Raw genomic sequence first — 23,032 nt, forward strand, 5'->3', positions numbered from 1 at the left:
ATAAATCCCTATTACCCATTACCCATTACCCATTACCCATGTTAACTACTTCATCTGTACCGCAAACTTGGATTTGGAAAGGATACCCGATTTGTTATGTCCGAGAGGGTGATCATGGCCCGGCAGTGGTTTTAATTCATGGGTTTGGGGCATCTTGGGGTCATTGGCGAAAAAATATCCCTGAATTAGCAAAACATTGTCGAGTCTTTGCTATAGATTTAATTGGGTTTGGGGGGTCAGCGAAACCGAAACCGAGTCCAGAAATGGGTTATACTTTTGAAACTTGGGGAGAACAAATTGCTGATTTTTGTCGAGAAATTGTTCAGGATAAAGTTTTTTTAGTGGGAAATTCCATTGGTTGTATTGCAGTAATGCAGGCGGCTATTGATAATCCTGATATTGTTCAAGAAGTTGCGTTATTAAACTGTTCTTTAAGATTATTACACGATCGCAAAAGATCCGAACTTCCTTGGTATCGAAATTATGGCTCTAGTTTTGTTCAAGAGTTATTAAAATATTCCTGGTTTAATCAATTATTTTTTAACCTTTTGGCAACTCCTAAAACCGTTAGAAAAGTATTATTACAAGCCTACAAACGGGATGAAGCTGTTACAGATGAATTGGTAGAAATGTTATTAAAACCTGCCCAAGATCAAGGAGCAGTTGAGGTTTTTGCCGCATTTACGCGCTATTCCCAAGGGCCATTACCGGAGGATTTATTGCCAAGATTACCTTGTCCAGCCATAATATTATGGGGAACCGATGATCCTTGGGAACCGATAGAAATTGCTGAACAATTCAAACAATATTCAACGGTTAAACAGTTTATTAGATTAGAAGGAGTCGGTCATTGTCCCCAAGATGAAGCCCCAGAATTAGTCAATCCTATTTTATTAAAGCGGATTGCTCTATACTAAGAAGTATGTCTATAATGCGTTAATTCACTCTTAACTATGTCCCTAAAAAGACGTCAATTTCTATTGTTAGCGAGCTTGAGTACTGCTGGTTTTATCGGATTAGGAGCTACTCGAAAAATCCTGAGCCTTCCTGAGATTCCTAAACAACAAATTTCCCAGGAAAACGGTGCAATGCCGCAAGGCGACGACTACGAAATCGCATCTATACCTGAAGATAAACCCCTATTTCGTTTTGTCACTATTGGAGATGTAGGAACGGGAGAAACAGGACAATATGAAGTCGCAAATGCTATGGTTCGCTATCATCAAAATCATCCTTTTAAAGTAGTTACTTTACTCGGAGATAATATTTATACTAATGGTGAAATTGAAAAAATCAAGGATGTATTTGAAAAACCCTATCAATCTTTACTGGAACAAAGCGTTAAATTTTATGCCTGTTTAGGAAACCATGATATCAGAACAGAAAATGGTAATCGACAAGTGACTTATCCTTTATTTAATATGCAGGGTCGTTACTATACATTCAAATATGATCCTGTACAATTTTTTGTTTTAGATGCAAATGATAATGCCGATTGGGATAAACAAATACCTTGGTTAGAAGACCAACTTCAACGGAATCAAACTCCTTGGAAAATTGTTTATAGTCATTTTCCCATGTATTCTTCTGGGTTATATGGTGTGAACAAAATATTGATTAATCGCTTAACTCCTTTATTTAAAAAATATGGGGTTCAACTCTATATGAATGGTCATGAACATAATTATGAACGTACCCAACCTATTCATGGTATAACTTATTTAGTTAATGGTAATGGAGGGGCGAATATACGTCCTGTAGGAAGTTCGGAGTGGACAGCAAAAGCCGCCTCAACCCATGGATTTACTGCGATTGAGGTTTATGCAGATCGGATGATAATTCAGGCAATTGATACGAATGATCAAGTATTTGATCAAGGAATTATTCGTTTATAAACCAATAGTAAACTGGGAAGATATAACCTAAATTCCCTATAAATTGAGTTAAGGAAGATGCCCCAAAATCCTCTAAAATAATTATGAATGTTCTTTGATTGGCTTCTAAACTATAGACTTTAATTACCCTATCTATTTTATAGAATACATCCATATTTTTATTTTAAATCAAAATATTGACTAAAATTTCAATTCAAGTTAAAATGAAATATGTTAATAAAATTTTGAGGAATTACTGACCATGTGAATGCAAAAAAAAATCCTCTGGTTAAACCATTTTTAAAATGGGCAGGAGGGAAACGGCAATTATTACCTGAAATTCTCAAATATCTTCCTAAAAATATCGGTAAAACTACATATTTTGAACCATTTTTGGGGGGAGGAGCACTCTTATTTGAGTTACAGCCGAAACAAGCAATTGTTAATGATAGTAACAGGGAATTAATTAATTGTTATCGAGTGATTAAAGATAATGTTGAAGAACTCATTGAGGTTTTAAAAGTTCACAAAGCGAAAAATTCCAAAGAATACTTTGATTATCTTCGTGAAAGAGATCGTTTAAAACAGTATAATAAATTTTCTGATATTCAAAAAGCTGCTAGAATTATTTATTTAAACAAAACTTGTTACAATGGATTATTTAGAGTTAATTCTAAAGGACAGTTTAATGTTCCCTTTGGTAGTTATAAAAATCCCAATATATTAGACGAAGCTGTATTAAGAGGAGTTAATGATTATTTAAACCAAAAATCAGTAACTTTTTTAAATATTGATTTTGCCGAAGCTGTCAAAGAGGCAAACAAAGGCGATTTTATCTATTTTGATCCTCCTTATGATCCTGTTTCTAATACCGCTTCTTTCACCGGATATGATATTAATGGCTTTAATCAAAATGAACAAAGACGTTTAAAACAAGTGGTTGATGAATTAACAGAAAAAGAATGTTATGTAATGTTGAGTAATTCAGCAACAGATTTTATTTTAGATTTGTATAAAGATTATCAAAAAACAACAAAAATCGTTTCTGCAACCCGCAGTATTAACTCTAATGCTCTTAAACGAGGTAAAATCAATGAGATTTTAGTATTAAACTATGTTCCCCAACATTAAAATACATGAATAACAAAAAAACAGCGACTAAAATCAATCAAGAACGAGAAAGAAAGTTGGTTAATGGCTGAGTTTGATCATTCAGTGAATTTAGAAAACATAACAATTATTACTCATAGACTGCAAGCCGTCGGGAGAATCGGGGAAATTGTCAAGAATTTTTCCTGAGAACTCAGTGTAATTACGGAATATAATTGATATACTTGAACTACAAAGGCAGTTTTCTTATCGTTGGCTGCCCTGGTTGAAGAATATGATGTTTAATTAGGGGGTAAAACGATTATGGTTTCTAGCTTGACATTACAAAAAACAATCGCATGGGTAAGCTGTTTGCCCCTAAGTGTGGCTCTAGTTTTCACCTTATGGGTAAAGTTAGAGGCAGCTACCCAGGTCAATTTTGCTCAGTTGTATAAACATCTGGACACCTCGTCGCAGTTAATCTGTGAATATGTTCCTCCCGATACGGGAAAACCCCCAGCAGGAGACGGTTCAGGTTCTCGAACCTAATCTAAGACAGGCGAAGATTTCCAGATTTGGTTTGCTTGAATTAAGGTATGTACTTTCCAGCTTGGGTCTGATTGCGGGTATTCCTGCCGATAATGACCTCCACGACTTTCGAGACGGAACGCTGCACTCTTCAAAATCAACTCCCCAATACTCAGTAAGTTATGGGTTTCCCCCCACTGTTTTAGGTCGCTGTGGGCGATTTCTTGTGTTTCCAGTTCAGCCAAAGAATTTGGATGTAGAGTCGATAAAAATTGGCTGATGGGTAAGGCTAAAAATTCTTCAGACCATGCTTTCACCTGGATTAATCCCTCCTGCAAATGATCGGACTGGCGACAGATCCCGGCACTACGCCAGAGAACATCGGGCAAATTAGATCTAATTGTTTTAATCGTAGCATATTGTTCTTCCCAATGGGAGGCTGGTGACACCCTCTGGGATACGGGAACAGACCCCCCCAGGCCAGATTCAGTTTCAGCAAAATTGAGATTTTCAATTAATGCCATTTGAGCACCGAATACTAAACATTCTAGCAAAGAATTACTCGCTAAACGGTTCGCCCCGTGAACTCCCGTACTCGCAGTTTCACCTACGGCATAAAGTCCAGGGATAGAGGTTTGACTTTGGGTATTGGTAACAATACCCCCCATCCAATAATGGGCGGCGGGGGTGACAGGAATGGGTTCATGGAGAATATCAACCCCCCATTGTTGACAGACCTGAATAATATTCGGAAACCGATGCTGGATTTTCTCAGTTGGAATTGACCGTAAATCTAACCAAACCCGTTCACTATTGGCTCCTGGGATTTGCCGTAATTTTTGTAAATGGCTAAAAATTGCCCGACTCACAATATCTCTGGGGGCTAATTCTCCCCGCTCGTCATAATCAAATACAAATCTGTGACCCTGGGAATCAATCAGGTGGGCTCCTTCCCCCCGTACCGCCTCACTAATTAAAAATCGAGGAGCCCCGGGTTGGGTTAGGGCCGTGGGGTGAAATTGGAAAAACTCTAAATCTCGGAGTAACGATCCCGCTCTCCAAGCCATCGCCACCCCATCACCCGTACTAACGGCGGGGTTAGTGGTATGAGCAAAGACTTGACCTCCTCCCCCCGTTGCCAAGACAACCGCCTTGGCCTTCACCCAATAAATCCGACTATCATGAATTAAGCTCACCCCCTGACACCGTTGACCCGAAGCATCCATCCATAAATCCAGGGCAAAGGCGGGGGAAATAATTTTAATATTCGGTCTTTCTAAAACTCGTTCTGTTAAGGTTGTGATCACTGCACGTCCGGTTGTATCGGCGGCGTGTAGGACGCGGTGACGGGAGTGGGCGGCTTCTAAGGTCAAAGCTAACTGGCTTTGATGGCGGTCAAAAGCTACTCCTAATTCGACTAAACGGTGAATACATTCAGGGGCGTGATTGACCAGAAACTCCACCGCCGACCGTTCACATAAACCCGCCCCAGCTTTTAAGGTATCTTCTAAATGCAGACTGGGAGAGTCATCGGTTGAAATCGCTGCTGCAATGCCTCCTTGGGCCCAATCACTAGCTGATAGGGGTAAAATATCCTTACTGACTAAGCCGATGCTCAAATGTTTGGGTAAACAAAGGGCGGTATATAATCCGGCTGCCCCGGTTCCCACCACCAATACATCAAAGGTTAAGGGAAACTCAGACGGGAGGGAAAGATCAATGGAGGTCATGGGTCAGTGCCAGAATGAAGGATTCGTTTCAAGTCCAGACGGATTTCGACATATTAAACTAACTTTAAGGATTATGTTGACTTTTTAGGTCTGTTAGCATAATCCTAACATTCTGACCTAAGAATCAAAGGATGCAAGCCCCTAAATTCATTCATGAGGTAGGGACGAGCCAATCGCCTAACGGCATCGTTTCGCACTTGGCACGTCTCTACAATGAATTTCACCAAATGGCCTAGTCGTAAGCCCCAACATTTAACCGTTGGTCGCCTTCAATAAATACAGATTCTGGAGGCGTTACGGTAAAGTTATCTAAATTCTTTTGCAGAATTTCTTTTTGTTTTTCTGTCAAACCAGAAATTTTCAATACATCTTCGACGGAATTATAGGGAGCACTCTTAATGATCACTGACCCTAATTTCGGAAACATTCCTTTATATTGACGAAAATCTCGCAGATCGCTATTATTTAAGTCCAATTTATTGCGAACGGTGGCCATTTTCTCGTCAACCCGATTTTTCCGAGGGGCTTCCGTTGCTAAGAGCGGAGCAACAATCCCATACTGCATCACATTGACGTTTGCAGCTAAAACATTTTGATCTCCAGTCCATGCGAAGCAACCGACTATCAAAACTAACAAAGCCAACAGGCGACTTAATCGTTTCATCAACGCTTTTCTCCCAACTGACATAAACAGCATTTACAAGAATTTGATATTTTCAGGCTTAGTAGCAGACTGTATTTTACCATCTTACGAACTTCTACTGGAGTCCCATAGTTCAATGGAAAAACTGGCTGCTCCCCTAGCCAAAAACCCCAGATTTGGAAGTCATTTCAAATCACAGTTAAGTTTATGCTGTTGTCAACCTTTTCCGATTTTATGTAAATTTTCTTAAAATTTGTTAACAGTTGCGGAGGTGAAAATTAAAATTCAGCCGTCCATCTCTACAAAATAGCTAGGCATAAGTTTAAGTTATCCTTAACTGGTTATAGTTTTGAATTTTAAAATTAAAATCATTTTTTTGGCTAATTTTGTCAAGAGGTTATTGAATTCCATTCGCAACTATTGACGAAATTACGGGGTTTGGTGCTATAATACAAAAAAAATAGTCTGGGGAAGTTTGGCTTATTCAAAAAATAAGGATTAAAAACCTTAATCCTTCGTGTAATCCTAATGTTACAACTCTGGTTAGTTTCCGATCTATTGTACAAATCTTTTCGGGGCTAGGTTGAGAACCTCAGAGTCGAGCTTGACAAAAAAACATTTTTTGTGTATTAAATCCATTTTCGCTGTTTCAAGCGTTTCCAATGGGATGATTTTAAGTTAATTAATAATTGTCGCATTTGTTTGAGGTTAACCGACTTTCCGCCATAGCGCCAACCCACATAGGCCTGAGAGATTTCATCAATCACTTCAAATTCTGAAATTGAATGATATTGATCTAACCAAGAGGCATATTCTAAAGGGGTTTGGGTGGGAGATTTGGGATATCCTTTACTAGCTAAAACCTGCAAAAGTTGTTGATAGAGACTTTCTTCTGGGGGTAATTTAGCTAACCAGCGACGATAGCGCCAACCTCGCCATAAATCCCAACTTAACCAGCCGAAAAATGCCATAATTGTTGTGACGATTAAGCCGCTAAAAATCCCCAACCATCCTTGAGTAAACAGATTAAAAAACCAGCTAATTACTTGGAATATTCCTAAAATTAAACGGCCTAAAATCGCTTGTAATCCATTCGCCAATGGAGAAGGTAGCCAACCAGCCACCCAATTCCAAAAGGCTTTTAAGGCACTAAAGGTTTGATCTTCTTCCACCGAAGGCGGAATTAAATCCATCCCAGGAATAGGGTTAAAACCAAACCAACCATATTCGGGGAAATATACCTCCGTCATCGCAAAAGCATCGGTATTTTTAACCACATATAATCCCGTAAACGGATTAAATTCTCCTGGGTTAAACCCCGCTACCAGACGCGCCGGAATTCCAATTGAACGTAACATCATGGTTAAAACCGTGGAAAAATGATCGGGGTAGCCCCCGGTAATTTTTTCTCCGGGGGGACTATCTTGATAACCAAAAAGAAACGCTTCTACTAGATCTTCATTTTCCCTTAAAAACGGCGGTTCTTCCTGTAATTTATAGTTAGGGTTTTGTTTGAGATACTGGGCTAAATATAAGGCTTTTTCATAATTGGAATCTAAGGGTTTTTTGTTTTGGGCGACTTGATGCACACTGGCTAGAATTTCTTCCGTCTTTTTCCTGACTTGCTCTTTAATTTGATCTGGAACTTGTAAATAGTATTTTTTGATATTTGGAGGATAGTTTTTAGAAGCGGCTTGTAATTGTACCCTGTCGCGCAGGGGAACTTGAGAAACCACTGTATAGGTCATGCCCTCTCGTAATTCTAAAGGCGATCGCAAATTGCCATCGGGATCAATCGCAATTTCCTCCGTCGGGAAATAGAGTTCATTCGGTTTATTCATCGCCGGAATTAAACTAGGAAGCTGTTGAAGTACGGTATAACTTTGAATCACTTCTTGAGTCTTGGCATTAGTGATTGGCGGAAATAGATTGAATTGATATGACCAACGGGGACGTCTTAAAGTGATCGCTCTATTATTTCGAGAAATTTCCCATCCCTCTCCAGTATAACGATCAAAAGCTACAACCCGCCAAAATCCCCGGGCTTGCGATCGCACCCTTAATACTTCTTGTGGCTTTAAATTGCCGCGTAAATTCTGATTAATTTTGGTATTGAATCCATAATAGAAGGTATCATTAAGAGTTCCTGCCCCCGTTTCCTGATTTAATCCGGTGCCACCTGCACCCGAATTATTATTATTATTATTTCCCGAAGACACATAACCCGGATTGAGAATGCGTTGTCCATTAAATTGTCCGGGGGGCATATCAATTGGAGAACTGACCGGAAAAGTTCTTAACTGATAGCTAGGAAACCGAGGAAGAACGGTAAAAATAGTTAATCCCAAAGCAACAACTACTAAAAAAATAATTCCTAAAGATTTAAAATTTATTCCACTTCCGGGTTGCTGGGGTGTTTTTTTAGAGTTAAATTGAATCTCCCCCAGCCCTAAACGAGAGCGATAATCTAAAATTAATGTTGGTAAAGCTAAAGCCAAAAATACTAACACCACAGGCCCAAAAGCCAAGGTTTGACTGAGAGTTCCCGCTACTCCCATTAAAATTAATCCAATCACCATCGAATAGCCTAAATCCTTACGCCGGGGTAAATCAAAACTGTGTAAAACCTGTAATTCTATTAATAATCTCGCTAAGGCTAACCGCGTATCATTCATTTCGCCAAACAGTCGCCCAAAAAATGCAGCCAGGGCAATTAACATCCCAATAGCAATACAAAATTTAACAGGCACATTGCGATGGTAACGACGAAACCAACTCCAAGTTGCTCCGACAATGCTAACCGGAATTGCCCATAAATTCAGGGGTTCTTCAATAGCGACGTCCGTGGCAATAATCCCGGCAATCACTAATAACTGCACCAATATCCGCAGCCAAAGGGAATCTTCAGGAATTGGCTTTGGTATGGCTTCAATCCGTCGCCATAATTGACTAATCAAAGGGATTGAATTTGTCATCGTTTCGATTTGAAGATTAGGGGGGTTAAATGCTCCACCCTACTCTAACTTAATCTGACCTAAACTTCAATCTGTTGTTGTTGTTCCCCATTCGTAATTCGTAATTCGTAATTCCCTATTCCCTATTCCCTATGATTGCAAAACAGAGGGGATTTTGCTCCTCACTATCTAATAAAACATGAAGTCGATAAATCTGGTTCGGTTCAGGGTTAGTCAATTCCAGGGTTAAACATCCGGGGGAATTGCGTTTTGCGGTTACTGATCTGTCATTTCCTAATAGTTGTAAGCGTCCGCCATCGGGAAATTCACCCCGGATTTTCAAACTTGTACCAGACTCAGTTTCAACATAGTCAACATCAACGGTAAATAGCCCTAAAGTTGTTAACCATTCCTGATGAACCGTCGATTGATTCAAACGACAATTGAGGGTTAAAGTATTCAGAAGTTCTTGAGCAGCTAATAATAATAACACCATTTGTTGTTCAGGAGTCGCTGTTTCATAACAGGGTTGGGACTCCCTTAAATCTAAAGATCCCCGTAAAGAACCTCGAATCACTAAACCTGCTAATTCATTCAAGGGTTGGGACTCGTTAGGAAATAAAGTTTCCACGGCCTGAACTAATTTTGCTCCTTCTCGTAGGCCAGATTGTAGTAGAGTAAACACTGGAGCCAGTAACTGAGCAAAAACCTGATCGGGTAGGGGCATCGACCATCTCAATTGTTGTCGATGAGCCATCCATAAATGAGTAGCGGGAACCTGTTCTTCTCTAAATACGTCAGGGTACTCATTCAGCAAGTCAGTGCCGATCGGTTCCCACGGAAACAGGGGTGGGTTCATCTCAATTCTGGCTTTAAGTTTTTCTCTTAAAACGGTCTCAAATCGGTTTTTCACAATTTCTATCTCTCCTATAGCTGAATATTGATTTTCCGGGCGGAAAAGCTGCTCCTCAAAATCGAGGGGATCTAATTCATCCCACTCTAGGTTTTCCACCTCACAACTCTGATCAAGCTGTGTATGGGGGTTTAATTCCTCCTCAGCCGAATCAGAGGTAGGGACGGGAGTATCCCGCCCATACAAGTCTTTTTGTAACAACCCGTCAAAGAATCGGCGTTCAAACGCTTGCTCGTCTTGGTTTGTTTCGTTATTCATCACTAGATGCCCCTGCTCCGGATACCGAATGATTCCTGATTTCCCAAGCCAATTCTAACAACTTAAACCAACGTTTTTGAATTTGAGTGGTTTTACAATTTAAAACCTTAGCAATTTCTACCTCGGATAATCCCTCCTGTTTTAAACTTAATAAACGCTGTTCATTCGCCCCGATTTGATTTAGGAATTCTTGCCATTGATGGGGTAATAACCCTAAATCCCGTTCTAAATCTGCTTCTAACCATTGGTGAACTAATTCCCAACGGTGTCCTAAAGCAAATCGCAGTAGATGGTACTTAAATCGTTGCTGCAAATAATCACGCTGACGAGGTGTTAATCCGAGAATTTCCTCTATTTCACGGGTCGGTAAATCCTGTAACCGCAAGGCAAAATAGTCGGCACAATCGGGTTGTTTGTTTTCTTCTAAATAAGCAATTAGTTCCTCTACGACGGTTTGACGCAAAGAGTCGGACTCTGATTCGTTGGACTCGATGACCATAGCAGCCCGAACTTGTCCGAGGAAGGAATCATGATTGTTAGTATCTGATTCACTCCCTCCGCCCTGGGCGGCTAATTCTAAATCGACAAAACTTTCTTTAGGCTGTTGTTGAGAGAAGGTTTGCGCTCTTAAAATAATCAATTGTTGACTCCGACCTCTAGCTAAAGGAATTCGCCGTTTACCGTAGCGTTCCGTAAATGCCATATATTCCGCTAGTTCTAATGGGACTTAAACAAAAATCAAGCCCAAATCAAGCCTAAACTTGCTTTGTAGGCTGCAAATACATCCCTATTATTCTGGAGCCACTCCACAAATCGAAAGGAAATCGCTGTGCGGAAGGCTTCAAGGGCATCAGCAAATGTGTTTAAAGGTTTGTTAGCCCATCGACGTCTTAACCCTCCAGTTAAACTATGCCAGAGAATAAAAGTATAGGCACAAAATACCAAAATCCAATGTCTGATTAGACTTCTTTTATCTCGGACTTGATATTCTTTCAGCCCCAACCAACCCTTAGCTTCCCTGTAAAAAACTTCTATCCAATTTCTTTGTGAATAGGTCGTTACTATCCATTCTCCTGTGGCTTTTGATGCCTCAACATTAGTCATTAAATAATCAATATCACTGGCTTGGTCGAAAGTGGCAGCATTCATGACGATGGCTATTACTTTCTTCCCTGCATACTTTGATAATTCAATTTCTTTTGTTGCTACCCACACAGTTCTGGGTTTTTCTAGTTGGAGTTGAATTTCACTAAAAGCTCCTTGGGGCAACGATTTGGCTAAATTATCTAATCGAGTTTCCTCTGTTTTATCTTCCCCCTTTTTGAGGATTACCTTTCGATTCTTGGCGACTCCCCCTATATATTTTAATCTTTTTTTCTCTAACTCTTGTAAAAAATTTGTGTTATTTCCATACCCGGCATCTGTTAGCACAATTCCCGGTTGATATCCTCTCTCTAAGCTCCTTTCTATTAATTCTAATGCTATTTCCGGTTTCTTTTTAAATTCCGGGTCAGCTTTTCCTGACGGTAATGACTCGGCTTTTTGATATAATTCTATATCTAATGGTAGGCTTTTTTTGCCATCGTATAGATGGCTCGTTACTGCTACGATTCCATTGTCGGTTTTTCCGATTTCTCCGATGTATTGTCGTCCCACTCCATCAGTAAAGTTCCCGCTTTTTCGATGTCCTGAATCATCAATAATTAGGGCAAATCCCCGACTAATCTGGGTTTGCTTACACTGATTCATCACCTCCAGGCGACGCTGATTCAGTTTCATTGCTAACCAGGGAGCTTCGGTTAAAAAGTGGTGTAATCGGTGGTAAGCTACTCCTACGGAGTTATTCGCCATTTGCGACAGGTTTTTTCGCTCACTTTCTCCCAATAATCCCCCTAAATAGTTCCTAAATTCCCGTTTTTGGGCAAGATGACCAAATATATCGTCAAATCTTTGACACCATCGGTCAAAGCAGGGGGGCATCGCTGCCGGGGTTGTCTCTTTCATTCGTTATTCTTGAATGTTATGTGCTTGCTACATAATCATTATCATCTATTTCTTCCCTTATTTTTGTTTAAGTCCCACTAACAAGGTTCGAGGACGGTAAGTTGCCGCTAACTTTGCTTCTTTGCGAAAGGCATTGAGGGTTTCTAAATAAAAGGCTTGTAAAAAATCCCTGATTAATTCCAATCGAGCTTGATAACTGGACTGGACTTGAGGAGGAGTAATATATCGATATACAATCGCGCTCAAGGTACTATGTAATTCTAAAGACCCTTGTTTCGACCCTAGCTGATAATATTGAATACATTGCTGTAAACGATGTTGTGCTAGTGTCATGGCCCAGGTTTCTACATCCCCGGAATCTTGAATCCGTTTGCTTTCTGTACAAATGCGGGTAGCTTCTTCGTTAATTCGTTCGGCTACATCCCGACAGTTTTGTTCAGATGCACGGGTGGATAGACTCAGTTCTCTCAATAGCTTTTGGAAAATGGTTTCGGTTTGGCAGATTTCCCCCATGATGTCTAATTACTACAATGACCCTAACACAATGATTCTGTGAGTTGGCTTGGATTTCCGGATCGTTTTAATCAGTTATCAGTCATCAGTTAACAGTTAGCAGTCAGCAGTCAGCAGTTAGCAGTTAACAGTTGTAGGGGCGGGTTCTTTTAGATCTTTCTTAATCACGGCGCATCTTGATGAACCCGCCCGTACCAGTCATTAGTTAACAGTCTATTAATATTCTTGATCTTTATTTTTTTAAACATAATGAATTTAGACCTACAAATTCAGTCTTTAATTGATCATGCGCCTCAAGATGGAACAACTCCTCAAATTGTGGAAGCGATCGCTCCGGCCTTAAAATTATTAGCAGAACAATTAGAACATCCCGAATATTATATTTTGCAAACTTTAGACCAAAGTTGGGTGATTCAACCGTTTATCAATGTAGATCAACCGCAGATAAAAAAGAGAGTAATTTATGCTTTTTCTACCGTAGAAGATGCTTTAAGTTATACTAATCCTGATGCAGATTCTCAAGTTTTGGCGATTCCTTTACCCGTGACTCATATTTTATTTCAAATGGTTGTTTTAGAAATGCCGGATAGTTTATGCTTTTTTGAAACGCCTAATAATTTTCAGTCTGCTACGGAAATTAAACGCAGTGAAATCCAAGAGTTAATTCAGGTTTATTTACAGGACTATCAACAACGGCGTCAGTCAAAATCCCGTAAAATTCCGCCGAATATTGCTTAAGAAGGGAACACCGGAACAGGTAATAGGTAATAGGTAATAGGTAATAGGGTATTTCAATCCCTAATAGATAAACTGTTTATACCCAAAATTTCCCCTTCTATTTCAAACAGCTATAGGTTGTCGGAAATTGAACCCCATCAGCGCGTCTGAGTTGGTTGACCCGAAGGAATAGATTTGATTTGAGTTTGACGAACTTGCCACCATATTGCAAAACCCCCAGCAATAAATATCGCAAATAAACTCAAAATAAAAAATACCTCTTTCCACTTAGACATTGACTTAGAGGGGGGCTGAACCTCTTGCTCAGGAATCGATTCATCATATAATAAAACCTTAGAGGCTTCCGTTGGTTCAGACTCCAAAGATTCAGTTTTTGTGGCTAGAGGTGTAGTTTCTACTAATACTAATTTTTGCGGAGATACCCCACAATAAATCATCACAACCGAGATATTATCCTGACCATTCTTATCATTAGCAATGTCAATCCATCCCTGCACCGCCGACTCTAAAGATTGTTCTCCATTTAACACCGAAGCAGAAAAATTTTGCCAACATTGTTCCACCCGTTGATTATCACTTAATCCGTCGGAACATAATAATAATAATCCATCTTCTTCAATAATAAATCGTTGTACAGTTGGCCGTAAAAACTCCGCTTCTCGGGTTCCTAATGCTTGGGTTAAAGCTCCCGAACCCGACCTTTGAACAGCATCCCAATATAAACTCCGACCATGACAAACCTCCCGATTTGCCACATCATCATCGACGGTTAATTGTTGGCAGGAATTTTGAGTAATCCAATAGGCGCGACTATCGCCCACATTCACCAAATATAATTCATGGCAATTGGTTAACTCAATACCTTCGGGAGTTTTTACCTTTTGAGGTAACTGTAAAGCCATGACTAAAGTTGTTCCCATCCGTTGTCTAAATTCTCGCCCTTGTTCATTATTTTGGGCAGCAATAACATTATTAACAACTCGGGTAATTTCTTGCAGTTGTTCCATAATTAATTCCGGTGGGGCTAACTCCTCCTGCTGGGAAATTTCCGCCATAAAACTATAAATCAAAGGCTTTAAAGACTGTACCGCCAATTGACTCGCCACCTCACCGCCATCATGACCCCCCACCCCATCACAAACAATACTTAAATGGGGAATTAATTTATCATTTGGATAAAGATGAAAATTTCGGACATCGTGCAGACCCGGATAATAACTATCCTCGTTCTCCGAACGTCTGACCCCCACATCCGTTAATCCCGTTACCGCTAAATGTAAGGGGAGTTGGGCCGCCTGTTCCATTAATAATTGATTCAGTTGACTCGCCACCTCTTTTAAGCAGTCCTCCTGACGACGCATCAATTGATGAATGGTTTGTAAACGGTACTGTATAGTCGGATGGGCCGTTTCTATTAAAGCAACCCAAGATTCGGCTAAATCTCGTTGGGTGGGTTGTAGTGCGCCCTGATGCAGTTCTCGCAACCGCACCCGCCAACCGTCTACCCGCAGGTTCTCCTTGACAAATAAACTATAGGCCGCTCCCTGTTCGGTTAAAGGTGTCCACAGTTGTAGTATTTGCCATAACCAATAGACCTGACGCACGGCGGAGGTTTTCGGCCAGACTTCCACCAAGGTCGGGAATAGTTGACCCCGACTATCGACGGGAATATTATCCAATAGTAGGGTTTCCGTCGCTTCTGGGGGAATCCCCAAGGGATAGACCCCAAACACCCCAGGAATATGCAAATGATGAGGAGAGAGATATAAATAGGATAATATCGACTCGGAGAGAATATCGGGCAAAATCGGTGGGGCACCGGGTTTAGTATCTAACCAAACTTGGGGGAAGGTGACATAATAGCGATTTCCCACTAACTGACAGGGTTGAATTTGTCCCGCCCCTGAACCAGTAGCCCATAAATATCTATAGGTTAGGGGAGTTTGGCAAGTCTGACAAATTTGATGTCCCAAGGAGTTACGCGGTTGGGGACAGGCGGGGTTGGTGCAATGAATTGGCGGCGGCGCCGAGGTGCTAATTTGGAATAATTTTTCTAAGGACACGGCTAGGACTGTTAATAGGGACTTAATTTTAGAAAGGTTAATTATAAAAGGGGATATTTAAAATTCACCAGTGTTAAACGGTGAGAGTGTCAACAAAGTTTTCGGTTCACACAAGCATCTAGTACAGTAATACATAGAAAGTAGTAATTATTGAAACCTTAACATTAATGAACACAGAATCTTATATTTTTGTTGCGGGTGCAAGTCGCGGTGTGGGACGAGAAGTGGTCAAATCCCTCCGCAACCAACAGATAAACGTCAAAGCCCTATTAAGAACACCGGATACTCGCCCCGAATTAGAAGCCTTGGGGGTGCGGGTGGTGATGGGGAATGCCTTGGATATAACCGCCGTTGAACAGGCGATATTAGGCCCAGAAACAATTTCGGCGGTGATTAGTACCATTGGCGGTTTACCCAAGGATGGAGAGCGGGCGGACTATTTAGGGAATCAACATTTAATTGACGCGGCGGTGAAAGCGGGCGTCGGGAAGTTTATTCTGGTATCTTCGATTGGGAGTGGCAAAAGTGTGGTGGCTTTACCTCCCCAAGCGTTTGAAACCTTAAAATCGGTTTTAGTGGAAAAGGAAAAAGCAGAACAGCATTTAATTAATAGTGGACTGAATTACACGATTATTCGTCCGGGGGGACTGAAATCTGAACCCGCCACCGGAAACGGCGTATTAACAGAAAATTATCGGGTAGCGGGAAATATTCATCGGGCTGATGTGGCTCAATTGCTCTGTGATTGTTTATGTTCAGAGGTAGCTAATCATAAGATTCTTTCAGCTATTGACCGGAATATGACCTACGGACAATCGGATTTTGAAATTTTGAATTTGAGTTAAATTTACCAGTTTTTCTAATCTAAATTAACCTGGATTCTCGTTTCATCCCAACTATTTTCTACTTGCCAATTTGGATCTTGATTATTTTCTAAATTGGCATTAATATTTTGGGCAACTTGATTGAGTTTATCTTGGGATAAACCTTCTGAATTAGAAGTTTTTGCTTGCTGTTCATCGACACCAATACTAACAATTTCTAAACCCTCTCCAGACTTAGGAGATGGCTCGGAATTGGAGGGATTTTTAGCGTCGGATTTAGACATTTTAACTCTTTTATAAATAAGGATATAACTCTATTATAACCTGAATTTTCAAAAAGGCAAATCATCTTCCAAATCTTGATTATTGTCTAAAGGTTGTACTTGAGGCATAATCATTTTTTCAGCTTGTTTAATTCTTTCAAATAAAGAAGAACGAGATTGTTGGCGTTTTTGAATTAATTTGTTAATATTGTATTTGACCTTTAATTCTTCTCGTTGCTCTGGGGATAATGGCTCATAATCCGGTAAAAAATCCGCCGCCGTCACAATAGGAACCCTAGGGCCTAGTTTCTCCACCGGAATTTGGGGAAGACGGGCTAAAAAATAGTCTTTTCTGTTTCTAATTTGTTCAGACTTATTATTGATTTCGGTAATAATCCCGATAATTTGACTCAAATGATGGTTAGATAAAGCCCTCTGAATATCAATACTTTCTAAGGAAATTTCCAAGGTTTCTATTTGTTTTAAAATATCGGCAGGAATATGATCCAAATTCGGCGGATTAACCGTTGTTTTTAAGGTGATTAAAGCCTGATTTAATTGAGTTTCAATCTCGTTGATAACCTCACGGTGATGGTCTTGAGAAACCGGGTTTTGTAATAGGTCTTGCAGGTTTTGAGTGGCTTGTTGCACAAGCTCAAGGGTCGCCTGAAGTTGGGGGGAATTTGTAGATTTAAAGTGATTCAAGGTCTTCTAATTCCTGGGTAGACTGCCATCCGGGTTGCCATAAAGCCCGGTCTTGAAGTTGTTGGGCATTTAACCAAAATCTCACCTGGGGGTCACAGGATGCCACCATTTCGGCAAATACCCATTTGCCTTGATTTTTGCGGTTTGCGACTTGGAAATGCCTCCAGCCCCAGGTTTTTTGATGAGATGTCCATTTAGAACCTAAAAGATAGGGGAATTTTTGCTTTTTTGCCATGCTTAAGATTTGGGCCCTGGACGATAACAGTAATTGTTAACGATTTTGATACTCCCCAGGGCTGAAGCCACTGGGATTCTTGAATGAATCCGAAAACTCTCAAAGGCGCTATCAAATCACCTCTACACGCTCAAAACAACTACCCTTATAAAAGATATTGCAATTGCGCTTACTTTTAAATTGTGTTTGTTTTCATAGACCATCACAACGCCAGATAGGTACGCTTCACACTCTGCCATTACTTGTCAGTTATACAGGCTTACTACTCCTCAAGGAGTGTGGTGGCTCACTGTGCCGGGATTTCTCCGATACTAGAGTGTTTCAACACGCAGATGGTTGTTTTACTTACGATCTATTCTAACTCAACTTTTCAATCAGTTAGATCAGGAAATATTGAAGGCGGTTGAAACCGCAGCCACTTTCCTCCCCATGTCTAAAGCCAGGGGCTTCTCGCTCGTTTTTTGGTGACAGATTTTTTGCCCGATTGCCAGGGCTGTTTTTTAATACGACAGGTTGTCATAGTTTATGGTAGGATGTTTTTCAACGCTTAGAAGATCACATTTTTTAGAGGCAAGTTATGAATCAGATGGTTTCAGTGTCCAAGCGGGTCGCCCTAGTTTTGTCTGTGGCCTTTTTAATGATTAGCACCTTTGTTTTTGGTGTGGGTCAAGCCTCCGCAGAAACCTTTACTGTTAAAATGGGTGCTGATTCGGGGATGTTAAAATTTGATCCGAGTAAAGTAGAAGTCAAACCGGGTGATGTTGTTAAATTTGTAAATAACAAACTCCCTCCCCATAATGCAGTTTTTGATAAAGCCAAATCTCCTGATGCGGCTGTGGCGGTCAAACTTTCCCATAAAGCATTACTTCAAAAACTGGGTGAGTCCTTTGAAGTTGCCTTCACCGACGATATGCCTGCTGGTGTTTATTCCTACTATTGTGAACCTCACCGTGGCGCGGGTATGAACGCTGAAATTGTTCTGAAAAAATAATGAGAGTCTAGTTACTTTACTTGTTGAATTAATAATTAATTTTGGGTGGTTTTTTGTTGGTAATTAAACTAACAAGAGACTGCCCAAATATTTTATATATAGCAGGGAATAGGGAACAGGGAACAGGGAACAGGGAACAGGGAATAGGGAGGAAAACAACAGTTGAAGTTTTTTTTAGACGCGATGCTATAGTTACAGTCTTTTAAAACTTTAGACTTTAGATTTTAAATTTAAGATAATTTTGTTTGAGTTTCCCCACATTGAGTAAAGACAGCTAAAACCTTAAAATCATCCCTAACCTAAAACCTAAAGTCTAAAATTGTCAATTGTTAACCGATGTTAGCGCAGGTATTTACCACCACCCCATTGTTCAGGACGAACTTTGGGTTCTAATAATAGATATCCAGCCAGATTATATAAATCATCTTCCGTCAGATTTCGCATGGCGACGAAAATATCTGAACTCTTGGTGCTGGGGTGGGTTTCGGAAATTTCTTCTAACCCATCATAGGTTGTGGGATTTTTGATAAAGTCGATCAGGGCGACAATATTATCGCGGGAGGGGGATGCTCCTGCCAAGGTTGGAGGACTGAGGTTAATATCAGGGTTGGTTTTGGTCATCCCTAAAGCGTGACAGGAGGCGCAAGCCTTATTAAATAATTTTTTGCCCTTTTTCAGTTCTTTTTCACTCAGAACAACGGTTTGGCCCTGGTCATTTAGGGGTAAAGTCCGAAGTTCTTTGGTCAGGTCTAATGCATTGGCATTAGTGACAAACAGTTGAAAGGTGAAAAATACAGTGGCTATTGCCAGCCAAAAGTATCTTTTTAGCATGGTTCTCCTTATGACTAAGTTAGTGATTAAAAGCTAAATCCAGTCTTGGCTTGATCCGCGAGCAGAAGTTAGTTAAGTTTGGGTTCAGGTTATTGAATGTCCCCGATCCCGGTGATTAGCTGATCGGCATTTGTCAATCGTCTATTGTTATTTACCACCTTAACCCTCTGCGAAATATAATTTCACAGAGGGTTAAGGTGGATTGAACTATTGGGACTCTGGGGACTGACGTTGGGCTGTGATTTTAGACATCAAAGCCTTAGCATCCTCCAGGGCTAAACGGGTTTGAGAATGTTGATAGGCAATTCCCAATTGGTCACACAGTTGGAGTACAGTCTCAACGGGGAGATTGTAGTCCTCTGCTATTTCTGTGATGGACAGGTCGGCAAAACCCATAAGTCTGTTTAAACAATAGGTCTTGATCAAAAATTATAGGAACCTTTGGTATTTTGTGAAAACCAACAATTTGATCGCGATCGCCACTAAACATCGATCAACAGTTCCCGCTAGACTGACTTAGACGCTGAGACACCCTGAGATAAATCTATGGGTGTATCACCCGAAGTTAGGGGGATAACTTCAGCAGTATGGGATAAGGGCCCGGAGGTTTGGGGAAGACGATGGAGGCGAATCAATTGGGCTAGGGTTTTTTTGAGTTGGGTACGGGGAACAATGGCATCCACAAACCCATAATTCAATAGGTATTCTGAGGTTTGGAAATCATCGGGTAACTTCTCTCTCAGGGTTTGTTCAATTACCCGTCTTCCAGCAAAACCAATAGTCGCTTTTGGCTCGGCTAAAATCATATCCCCTAACATGGCAAAACTGGCCGTCACCCCTCCGGTGGTGGGATGGGTGAGGACGGGAATATACAGCAGTCGGGATTTGCGGTGGCGATGCAAGGCGGCGGAGATTTTCGCCATCTGCATCAGACTTAACATTCCCTCCTGCATCCTCGCGCCCCCGGAGGCACAAATAATCACCACGGGATAGCCTTCATTAGTGCCATGTTCAATCAGGCGGGTGAGTTTTTCCCCGACCACTGAACCCATGCTACCGCCCATAAACCGGAAGTCCATGACTCCCAGGGCCACGGGTTCACCTTCGAGTAAGCCGATTCCGGTTTGTACCGCATCGGATAATCCGGTTTTTTCCCGGGTTTCTCGGAGTCGATCACTATAGGATTTGCGATCGCGAAATTTCAGGGGATCAACCGCATACATTTCGGCATCTAAAGCCATCCAGGTATTAGGATCAATCAATTGCCCAATTCGCTCGTCGCTATTGACCATGAAATGATGACCGCATTCCAAACAAACCTTATTATTGGCTTGTAGGTCTTTGGCATAAGTTAAAGCATTGCACTTTTCGCACTTAACCCATAGCCCATCAGCAATTTCTCGTTCCTGCGGTTCGGGAGTGTTGGGTAATAATTTACGCCGATTTGCGAACCAATCAAATAGAGACATTAAAAATTGTTTTGACTTTTGCTATTTCTAATTTTAAGACTGTGAGGCCTTGGGAAATTGGGGGATTCCCGTTAGCCCCATTAGTTAAATTCAAAATCTACACCATAATAGAACGATATATAGCAAGTCTTAACGTTTAATCTACAGATTCTAATTCTTCATCAATGGGGCTTAATAGGAGCAACGCCTCCCAGCGATGAGCTAAGGGGACTTGTAGCCCTACCGGACTGCCCATCCCCAGGGAAGAACTGACTCCTAAGTCAATTACCCGGGTGGGAATATCCTGGGCTTCTAAGACTTGCTGCATAAATTCGGCTTCCCATCGCAGAGCCGTTGTATGAATGTTGACATCCGCCCCGCCGTAAACGGACGGGGATTCCATCTATTTCAACAAATCAAAAACATCTCGATCATGAGATTCGCCACAATTTAAACAAATCCAATCTCTCACAGACAAATCTAATTTACCAATTTTGAATCCACAACAAGAGCAAGTCTTAGATGTAGGTTCCCATCGGTCTATGATTCGGAAATCTCTACCATACTTTTCTGATTTAGCTTCTAGGAAAGTTCTAAAACTTCTCCACCCTAAATCAGAGATAGCTCTTGATAATTTCCGGTTTTTAACCATTCCTGAAACATTTAAGTCCTCCAAGACTATTGTTTGGTTTTCACGAACAATCTGGGTAGACAATTTATGCAAGAAATCGGTGCGGGTATCAGAAACTTTAGCATGAAGTTTAGCTAATCTTTTTCTGGCTTTTTCATAACGTTCAGACCCTTTGGTTTTCCGAGACAATTGCTTAGAAAATTTACGAAGCTCCTTAATTCGCTGTTTTATCGGCTTAGGAGCTTTTATTTTTTGCCCATTACTTAATGTGGCAAAGGTTGTTATTCCCAAATCAATGCCAACTGAGTTTTCAGATTGTGGCAAGATTTCGGATTGAATTTCTACTACAAAACTCAGGAAGTATCGGTCAGCACTGTCTTTGACAATCGTGACAGAACTGGGTTCAGAGGGTAGTTGTCTTGACCAAATTACATCAATCTTACCTATTTTAGCGAGATAAACTTTCTCTCCTTTGAAGGAAAATCCGGTTTTTGTAAATCTAGCAGACTGTTGTGATTTTCGTTTCTTGAATTTTGGAGGTTTAACCCGTTGACCTTTCCTAGTTCCTTTACAGGAATTAAAGAAATTTTGATAGGCTTGTTCTAGGTTGTTTAAGGATTGTTGCAAGGGAATTACTGAAACTTCTGACAACCATTCTCTTTCTTCTAGCTTTTTAGCTTGGGTGATGAATTGTTTCTGAAGTTCAGCATTTTTGGGCTTCTTTTTACCTCCTTTGTACTCGGAAATACAAAAAGCCAGTGCATCGTTCCATACTACCCGCACACAACCAAATAATTTGGCTAATGCCAATTTTTGGGAAGGTGTTGGATAGCATCTATAGCGATACCTGGCTTTCATACTTTTGTTGATTACAGCTTGTTTTATCATACATCAAGTTAGAATAAAAAGCCGTCGTGGAACGACGGGGCTTTAAACCCAAAATTTCCGGTAATCCAAGACATGGTATTTCAATTGACAAGGGGAAAAAATAAGCCTAGATAGGTGGAGAGGATTTGATGCCCCCAGAGGGCAGTAATAGCTGCACCCAGGGCTAGAAAGGGGCCGAAGGGGATGGGTTGACGGCGACTGATTAAACCGATTGCGATCGCTCCTCCTCCCACCACAGCCCCGAATAAGCAAGCTATAAATCCGCCTACGAGTAAATATTTCCACCCTAGCCAAGCCCCCATCATCGCCGCGAGTTTACTATCTCCGGCTCCCATGGCCGTTTGTCCCATGACCAGAGTTCCCACAAAGGATATGATGTCAAATAACCATAATCCCAGCACCGCCCCAATTATCCCCATCATTAACCCGTAACTGGGGGATGGGGACTGGCTGAGTTGAAACCCTAAACCCAAGACTAACCCCGACTGGGTGAGAACATTGGGGAGGGTATAGGTATCTAAATCAATTAGGGATAGGGCAATTAACCAACTGAATAATACCCAATAACCTAATATCTGGGGGAGGGTAGGAAAACTGAAAAATATGACTAAAAATAATAGTCCTGTAGTCGTTTCTACGATGGGATAGCGGCTGGAAATTGGTGCATGGCAATGTTTACAACGTCCCTGTAGCCACAGCCAACCAAAGACGGGAATATTTTCTGAGGGACTCAACTGGGTTAAACAGTGGGGACAGCGAGAGGGGGGGTGTAGTATGGATAAACCCGCCGGAATTCGATAAATCACGACGTTGAGAAAACTGCCTATTGATGCTCCCAGGGCAAACACAATTAAACAGGCAGGTAAACTCAGTATAATATTCATGCTTGATCTCGATTTCTGACTTGGG

22 protein-coding genes and 2 pseudogenes are annotated in these 23,032 nt (G+C 40.9%); 7 read left to right on the top strand and 17 right to left on the bottom strand.

The features are described from left to right. The first annotated feature begins 38 nt into the window (after nt 1–38). The 4 genes from NMG86_RS14520 to NMG86_RS14535 all read left to right on the top strand — a co-directional run bounded on the left by NMG86_RS14520 (nt 39) and on the right by NMG86_RS14535 (nt 3,512). The gene (locus NMG86_RS14520; protein ID WP_026797933.1) at nt 39–917 is read left to right on the top strand and encodes an alpha/beta fold hydrolase; all 879 of its coding nucleotides are present in this window, start codon (nt 39–41) and stop codon (nt 915–917) included. A 75-nt stretch (nt 918–992) separates the two neighbouring features. After that, complete coding sequence (locus tag NMG86_RS14525; RefSeq protein ID WP_337587934.1) at nt 993–1,895, top strand: metallophosphoesterase family protein; 903 nt, start codon at nt 993–995, stop codon at nt 1,893–1,895. Between the two features lie 243 nt (nt 1,896–2,138). Further along, nucleotides 2,139–3,005 carry a DNA adenine methylase gene (locus tag NMG86_RS14530; protein ID WP_026797935.1) on the top strand — a complete coding sequence of 289 codons (867 nt, stop codon included), beginning with the start codon at nt 2,139–2,141 and terminating at the stop codon, nt 3,003–3,005. Between the two features lie 282 nt (nt 3,006–3,287). Beyond that, nucleotides 3,288–3,512 (top strand): hypothetical protein, encoded by a 225-nt coding sequence (locus NMG86_RS14535; RefSeq protein ID WP_026797936.1) that lies wholly within the window; start codon nt 3,288–3,290, stop codon nt 3,510–3,512. Here the strand turns inward: NMG86_RS14535 and nadB are convergent. The 7 genes and pseudogenes from nadB to NMG86_RS14570 form a co-directional block, all read right to left on the bottom strand. Beyond that, nucleotides 3,509–5,221: an L-aspartate oxidase gene (nadB, locus tag NMG86_RS14540; protein ID WP_026797937.1), complete on the bottom strand. Its 1,713-nt coding sequence runs from the start codon at nt 5,219–5,221 to the stop codon at nt 3,509–3,511. The genes NMG86_RS14535 and nadB overlap by 4 nt on opposite strands. Nucleotides 5,222–5,453: 232 nt before the next feature. Then, the gene (gene psbU / locus NMG86_RS14545; protein ID WP_373282717.1) at nt 5,454–5,909 is read right to left on the bottom strand and encodes a photosystem II complex extrinsic protein PsbU; all 456 of its coding nucleotides are present in this window, start codon (nt 5,907–5,909) and stop codon (nt 5,454–5,456) included. A gap of 584 nt (nt 5,910–6,493) precedes the next feature. Continuing rightward, nucleotides 6,494–8,839: a transglutaminase TgpA family protein gene (locus NMG86_RS14550; protein ID WP_026786354.1), complete on the bottom strand. Its 2,346-nt coding sequence runs from the start codon at nt 8,837–8,839 to the stop codon at nt 6,494–6,496. A 115-nt stretch (nt 8,840–8,954) separates the two neighbouring features. After that, the gene (locus NMG86_RS14555; protein WP_026797938.1) at nt 8,955–9,989 is read right to left on the bottom strand and encodes a hypothetical protein; all 1,035 of its coding nucleotides are present in this window, start codon (nt 9,987–9,989) and stop codon (nt 8,955–8,957) included. Continuing rightward, nucleotides 9,982–10,710 (bottom strand): annotated as a pseudogene (locus tag NMG86_RS14560) (heterocyst differentiation protein HetZ); the annotation flags it as partial. The gene NMG86_RS14555 and the pseudogene NMG86_RS14560, both read right to left, overlap by 8 nt. Before the next feature lie 17 nt (nt 10,711–10,727). After that, nucleotides 10,728–11,993, bottom strand: coding sequence for an IS701 family transposase (locus tag NMG86_RS14565; RefSeq protein WP_026796362.1), 1,266 nt, complete (start codon nt 11,991–11,993; stop codon nt 10,728–10,730). 78 nt (nt 11,994–12,071) lie between these two features. Beyond that, nucleotides 12,072–12,506 (bottom strand): annotated as a pseudogene (locus NMG86_RS14570) (heterocyst differentiation protein HetZ); the annotation flags it as partial. Between the two features lie 249 nt (nt 12,507–12,755). Here NMG86_RS14570 and NMG86_RS14575 point away from each other — a divergent pair. Then, nucleotides 12,756–13,244 (top strand): hypothetical protein, encoded by a 489-nt coding sequence (locus NMG86_RS14575; RefSeq protein WP_026786351.1) that lies wholly within the window; start codon nt 12,756–12,758, stop codon nt 13,242–13,244. 137 nt (nt 13,245–13,381) lie between these two features. Here the strand turns inward: NMG86_RS14575 and NMG86_RS14580 are convergent, their stop codons facing one another. Next, on the bottom strand, nt 13,382–15,307 hold the full coding sequence (locus tag NMG86_RS14580; RefSeq protein ID WP_026797940.1) for a PP2C family protein-serine/threonine phosphatase: 1,926 nt from the start codon (nt 15,305–15,307) through the stop codon (nt 13,382–13,384). Nucleotides 15,308–15,474: 167 nt separating this feature from the next. On the opposite strand from NMG86_RS14580, the gene NMG86_RS14585 reads away from it, so the two are divergent. Next, entirely contained in the window at nt 15,475–16,152 is a 678-nt protein-coding gene (locus NMG86_RS14585) for an SDR family oxidoreductase (RefSeq protein WP_026797941.1), read from the top strand. Between the two features lie 14 nt (nt 16,153–16,166). Here the strand turns inward: NMG86_RS14585 and NMG86_RS14590 are convergent, their stop codons facing one another. The 3 genes from NMG86_RS14590 to NMG86_RS14600 are packed head-to-tail and all read right to left on the bottom strand — an operon-like array spanning nt 16,167 to nt 17,334. After that, nucleotides 16,167–16,415: a hypothetical protein gene (locus NMG86_RS14590; protein WP_026786347.1), complete on the bottom strand. Its 249-nt coding sequence runs from the start codon at nt 16,413–16,415 to the stop codon at nt 16,167–16,169. Nucleotides 16,416–16,463: 48 nt separating this feature from the next. Beyond that, nucleotides 16,464–17,099 (bottom strand): hypothetical protein, encoded by a 636-nt coding sequence (locus NMG86_RS14595; RefSeq protein WP_051340025.1) that lies wholly within the window; start codon nt 17,097–17,099, stop codon nt 16,464–16,466. Further along, entirely contained in the window at nt 17,086–17,334 is a 249-nt protein-coding gene (locus tag NMG86_RS14600; protein ID WP_026786346.1) for a TIGR02450 family Trp-rich protein, read from the bottom strand. Before NMG86_RS14600 ends, NMG86_RS14595 begins: the two co-directional genes overlap by 14 nt. Before the next feature lie 577 nt (nt 17,335–17,911). Between NMG86_RS14600 and petE the strand changes: the two genes are divergently transcribed. Beyond that, on the top strand, nt 17,912–18,325 hold the full coding sequence (gene petE, locus NMG86_RS14605; RefSeq protein ID WP_026786345.1) for a plastocyanin: 414 nt from the start codon (nt 17,912–17,914) through the stop codon (nt 18,323–18,325). A gap of 339 nt (nt 18,326–18,664) precedes the next feature. On the opposite strand, the gene psbV is transcribed toward petE, so the two are convergent. The 6 genes from psbV to NMG86_RS14635 all read right to left on the bottom strand — a co-directional run bounded on the left by psbV (nt 18,665) and on the right by NMG86_RS14635 (nt 23,007). After that, a complete protein-coding gene (gene psbV / locus NMG86_RS14610; protein WP_026786344.1) occupies nt 18,665–19,156 on the bottom strand; it encodes a photosystem II cytochrome c-550 in 492 nt (163 codons plus the stop codon). Between the two features lie 207 nt (nt 19,157–19,363). After that, nucleotides 19,364–19,552 carry a hypothetical protein gene (locus NMG86_RS14615; protein ID WP_026786343.1) on the bottom strand — a complete coding sequence of 63 codons (189 nt, stop codon included), beginning with the start codon at nt 19,550–19,552 and terminating at the stop codon, nt 19,364–19,366. 110 nt (nt 19,553–19,662) lie between these two features. After that, on the bottom strand, nt 19,663–20,625 hold the full coding sequence (accD, locus tag NMG86_RS14620; protein WP_026786342.1) for an acetyl-CoA carboxylase, carboxyltransferase subunit beta: 963 nt from the start codon (nt 20,623–20,625) through the stop codon (nt 19,663–19,665). A gap of 136 nt (nt 20,626–20,761) precedes the next feature. Beyond that, on the bottom strand, nt 20,762–21,007 hold the full coding sequence (locus tag NMG86_RS14625; protein ID WP_036831334.1) for a hypothetical protein: 246 nt from the start codon (nt 21,005–21,007) through the stop codon (nt 20,762–20,764). Beyond that, nucleotides 21,008–22,093 (bottom strand): RNA-guided endonuclease InsQ/TnpB family protein, encoded by a 1,086-nt coding sequence (locus NMG86_RS14630; protein WP_036842790.1) that lies wholly within the window; start codon nt 22,091–22,093, stop codon nt 21,008–21,010. Nucleotides 22,094–22,203: 110 nt separating this feature from the next. Then, nucleotides 22,204–23,007 (bottom strand): prepilin peptidase, encoded by an 804-nt coding sequence (locus NMG86_RS14635; protein ID WP_026786340.1) that lies wholly within the window; start codon nt 23,005–23,007, stop codon nt 22,204–22,206. Nucleotides 23,008–23,032: the final 25 nt, after the last annotated feature.

This window comes from Planktothrix rubescens CCAP 1459/22, assembly GCA_904830895.1.
GTDB classification, from domain to species: domain Bacteria; phylum Cyanobacteriota; class Cyanobacteriia; order Cyanobacteriales; family Microcoleaceae; genus Planktothrix; species Planktothrix agardhii.

Excerpts from the sequence above, each read along its gene's own strand:
- NMG86_RS14520 (WP_026797933.1), top strand. The coding sequence starts at position 39 with ATGTTAACTACTTCATCTGTACCGCAAACTTGGATTTGGAAAGGATAC.
- NMG86_RS14535 (WP_026797936.1), top strand. The coding sequence starts at position 3,288 with ATGGTTTCTAGCTTGACATTACAAAAAACAATCGCATGGGTAAGCTGT.
- nadB (WP_026797937.1), bottom strand. The coding sequence starts at position 5,221 with ATGACCTCCATTGATCTTTCCCTCCCGTCTGAGTTTCCCTTAACCTTT.
- psbU (WP_373282717.1), bottom strand. The coding sequence starts at position 5,909 with ATGTCAGTTGGGAGAAAAGCGTTGATGAAACGATTAAGTCGCCTGTTG.
- NMG86_RS14550 (WP_026786354.1), bottom strand. The coding sequence starts at position 8,839 with ATGACAAATTCAATCCCTTTGATTAGTCAATTATGGCGACGGATTGAA.
- NMG86_RS14555 (WP_026797938.1), bottom strand. The coding sequence starts at position 9,989 with ATGAATAACGAAACAAACCAAGACGAGCAAGCGTTTGAACGCCGATTC.
- NMG86_RS14565 (WP_026796362.1), bottom strand. The coding sequence starts at position 11,993 with ATGAAAGAGACAACCCCGGCAGCGATGCCCCCCTGCTTTGACCGATGG.
- NMG86_RS14575 (WP_026786351.1), top strand. The coding sequence starts at position 12,756 with ATGAATTTAGACCTACAAATTCAGTCTTTAATTGATCATGCGCCTCAA.
- NMG86_RS14585 (WP_026797941.1), top strand. The coding sequence starts at position 15,475 with ATGAACACAGAATCTTATATTTTTGTTGCGGGTGCAAGTCGCGGTGTG.
- NMG86_RS14590 (WP_026786347.1), bottom strand. The coding sequence starts at position 16,415 with ATGTCTAAATCCGACGCTAAAAATCCCTCCAATTCCGAGCCATCTCCT.
- NMG86_RS14600 (WP_026786346.1), bottom strand. The coding sequence starts at position 17,334 with ATGGCAAAAAAGCAAAAATTCCCCTATCTTTTAGGTTCTAAATGGACA.
- petE (WP_026786345.1), top strand. The coding sequence starts at position 17,912 with ATGAATCAGATGGTTTCAGTGTCCAAGCGGGTCGCCCTAGTTTTGTCT.
- psbV (WP_026786344.1), bottom strand. The coding sequence starts at position 19,156 with ATGCTAAAAAGATACTTTTGGCTGGCAATAGCCACTGTATTTTTCACC.
- NMG86_RS14615 (WP_026786343.1), bottom strand. The coding sequence starts at position 19,552 with ATGGGTTTTGCCGACCTGTCCATCACAGAAATAGCAGAGGACTACAAT.
- accD (WP_026786342.1), bottom strand. The coding sequence starts at position 20,625 with ATGTCTCTATTTGATTGGTTCGCAAATCGGCGTAAATTATTACCCAAC.
- NMG86_RS14625 (WP_036831334.1), bottom strand. The coding sequence starts at position 21,007 with ATGGAATCCCCGTCCGTTTACGGCGGGGCGGATGTCAACATTCATACA.
- NMG86_RS14630 (WP_036842790.1), bottom strand. The coding sequence starts at position 22,093 with ATGAAAGCCAGGTATCGCTATAGATGCTATCCAACACCTTCCCAAAAA.
- NMG86_RS14635 (WP_026786340.1), bottom strand. The coding sequence starts at position 23,007 with ATGAATATTATACTGAGTTTACCTGCCTGTTTAATTGTGTTTGCCCTG.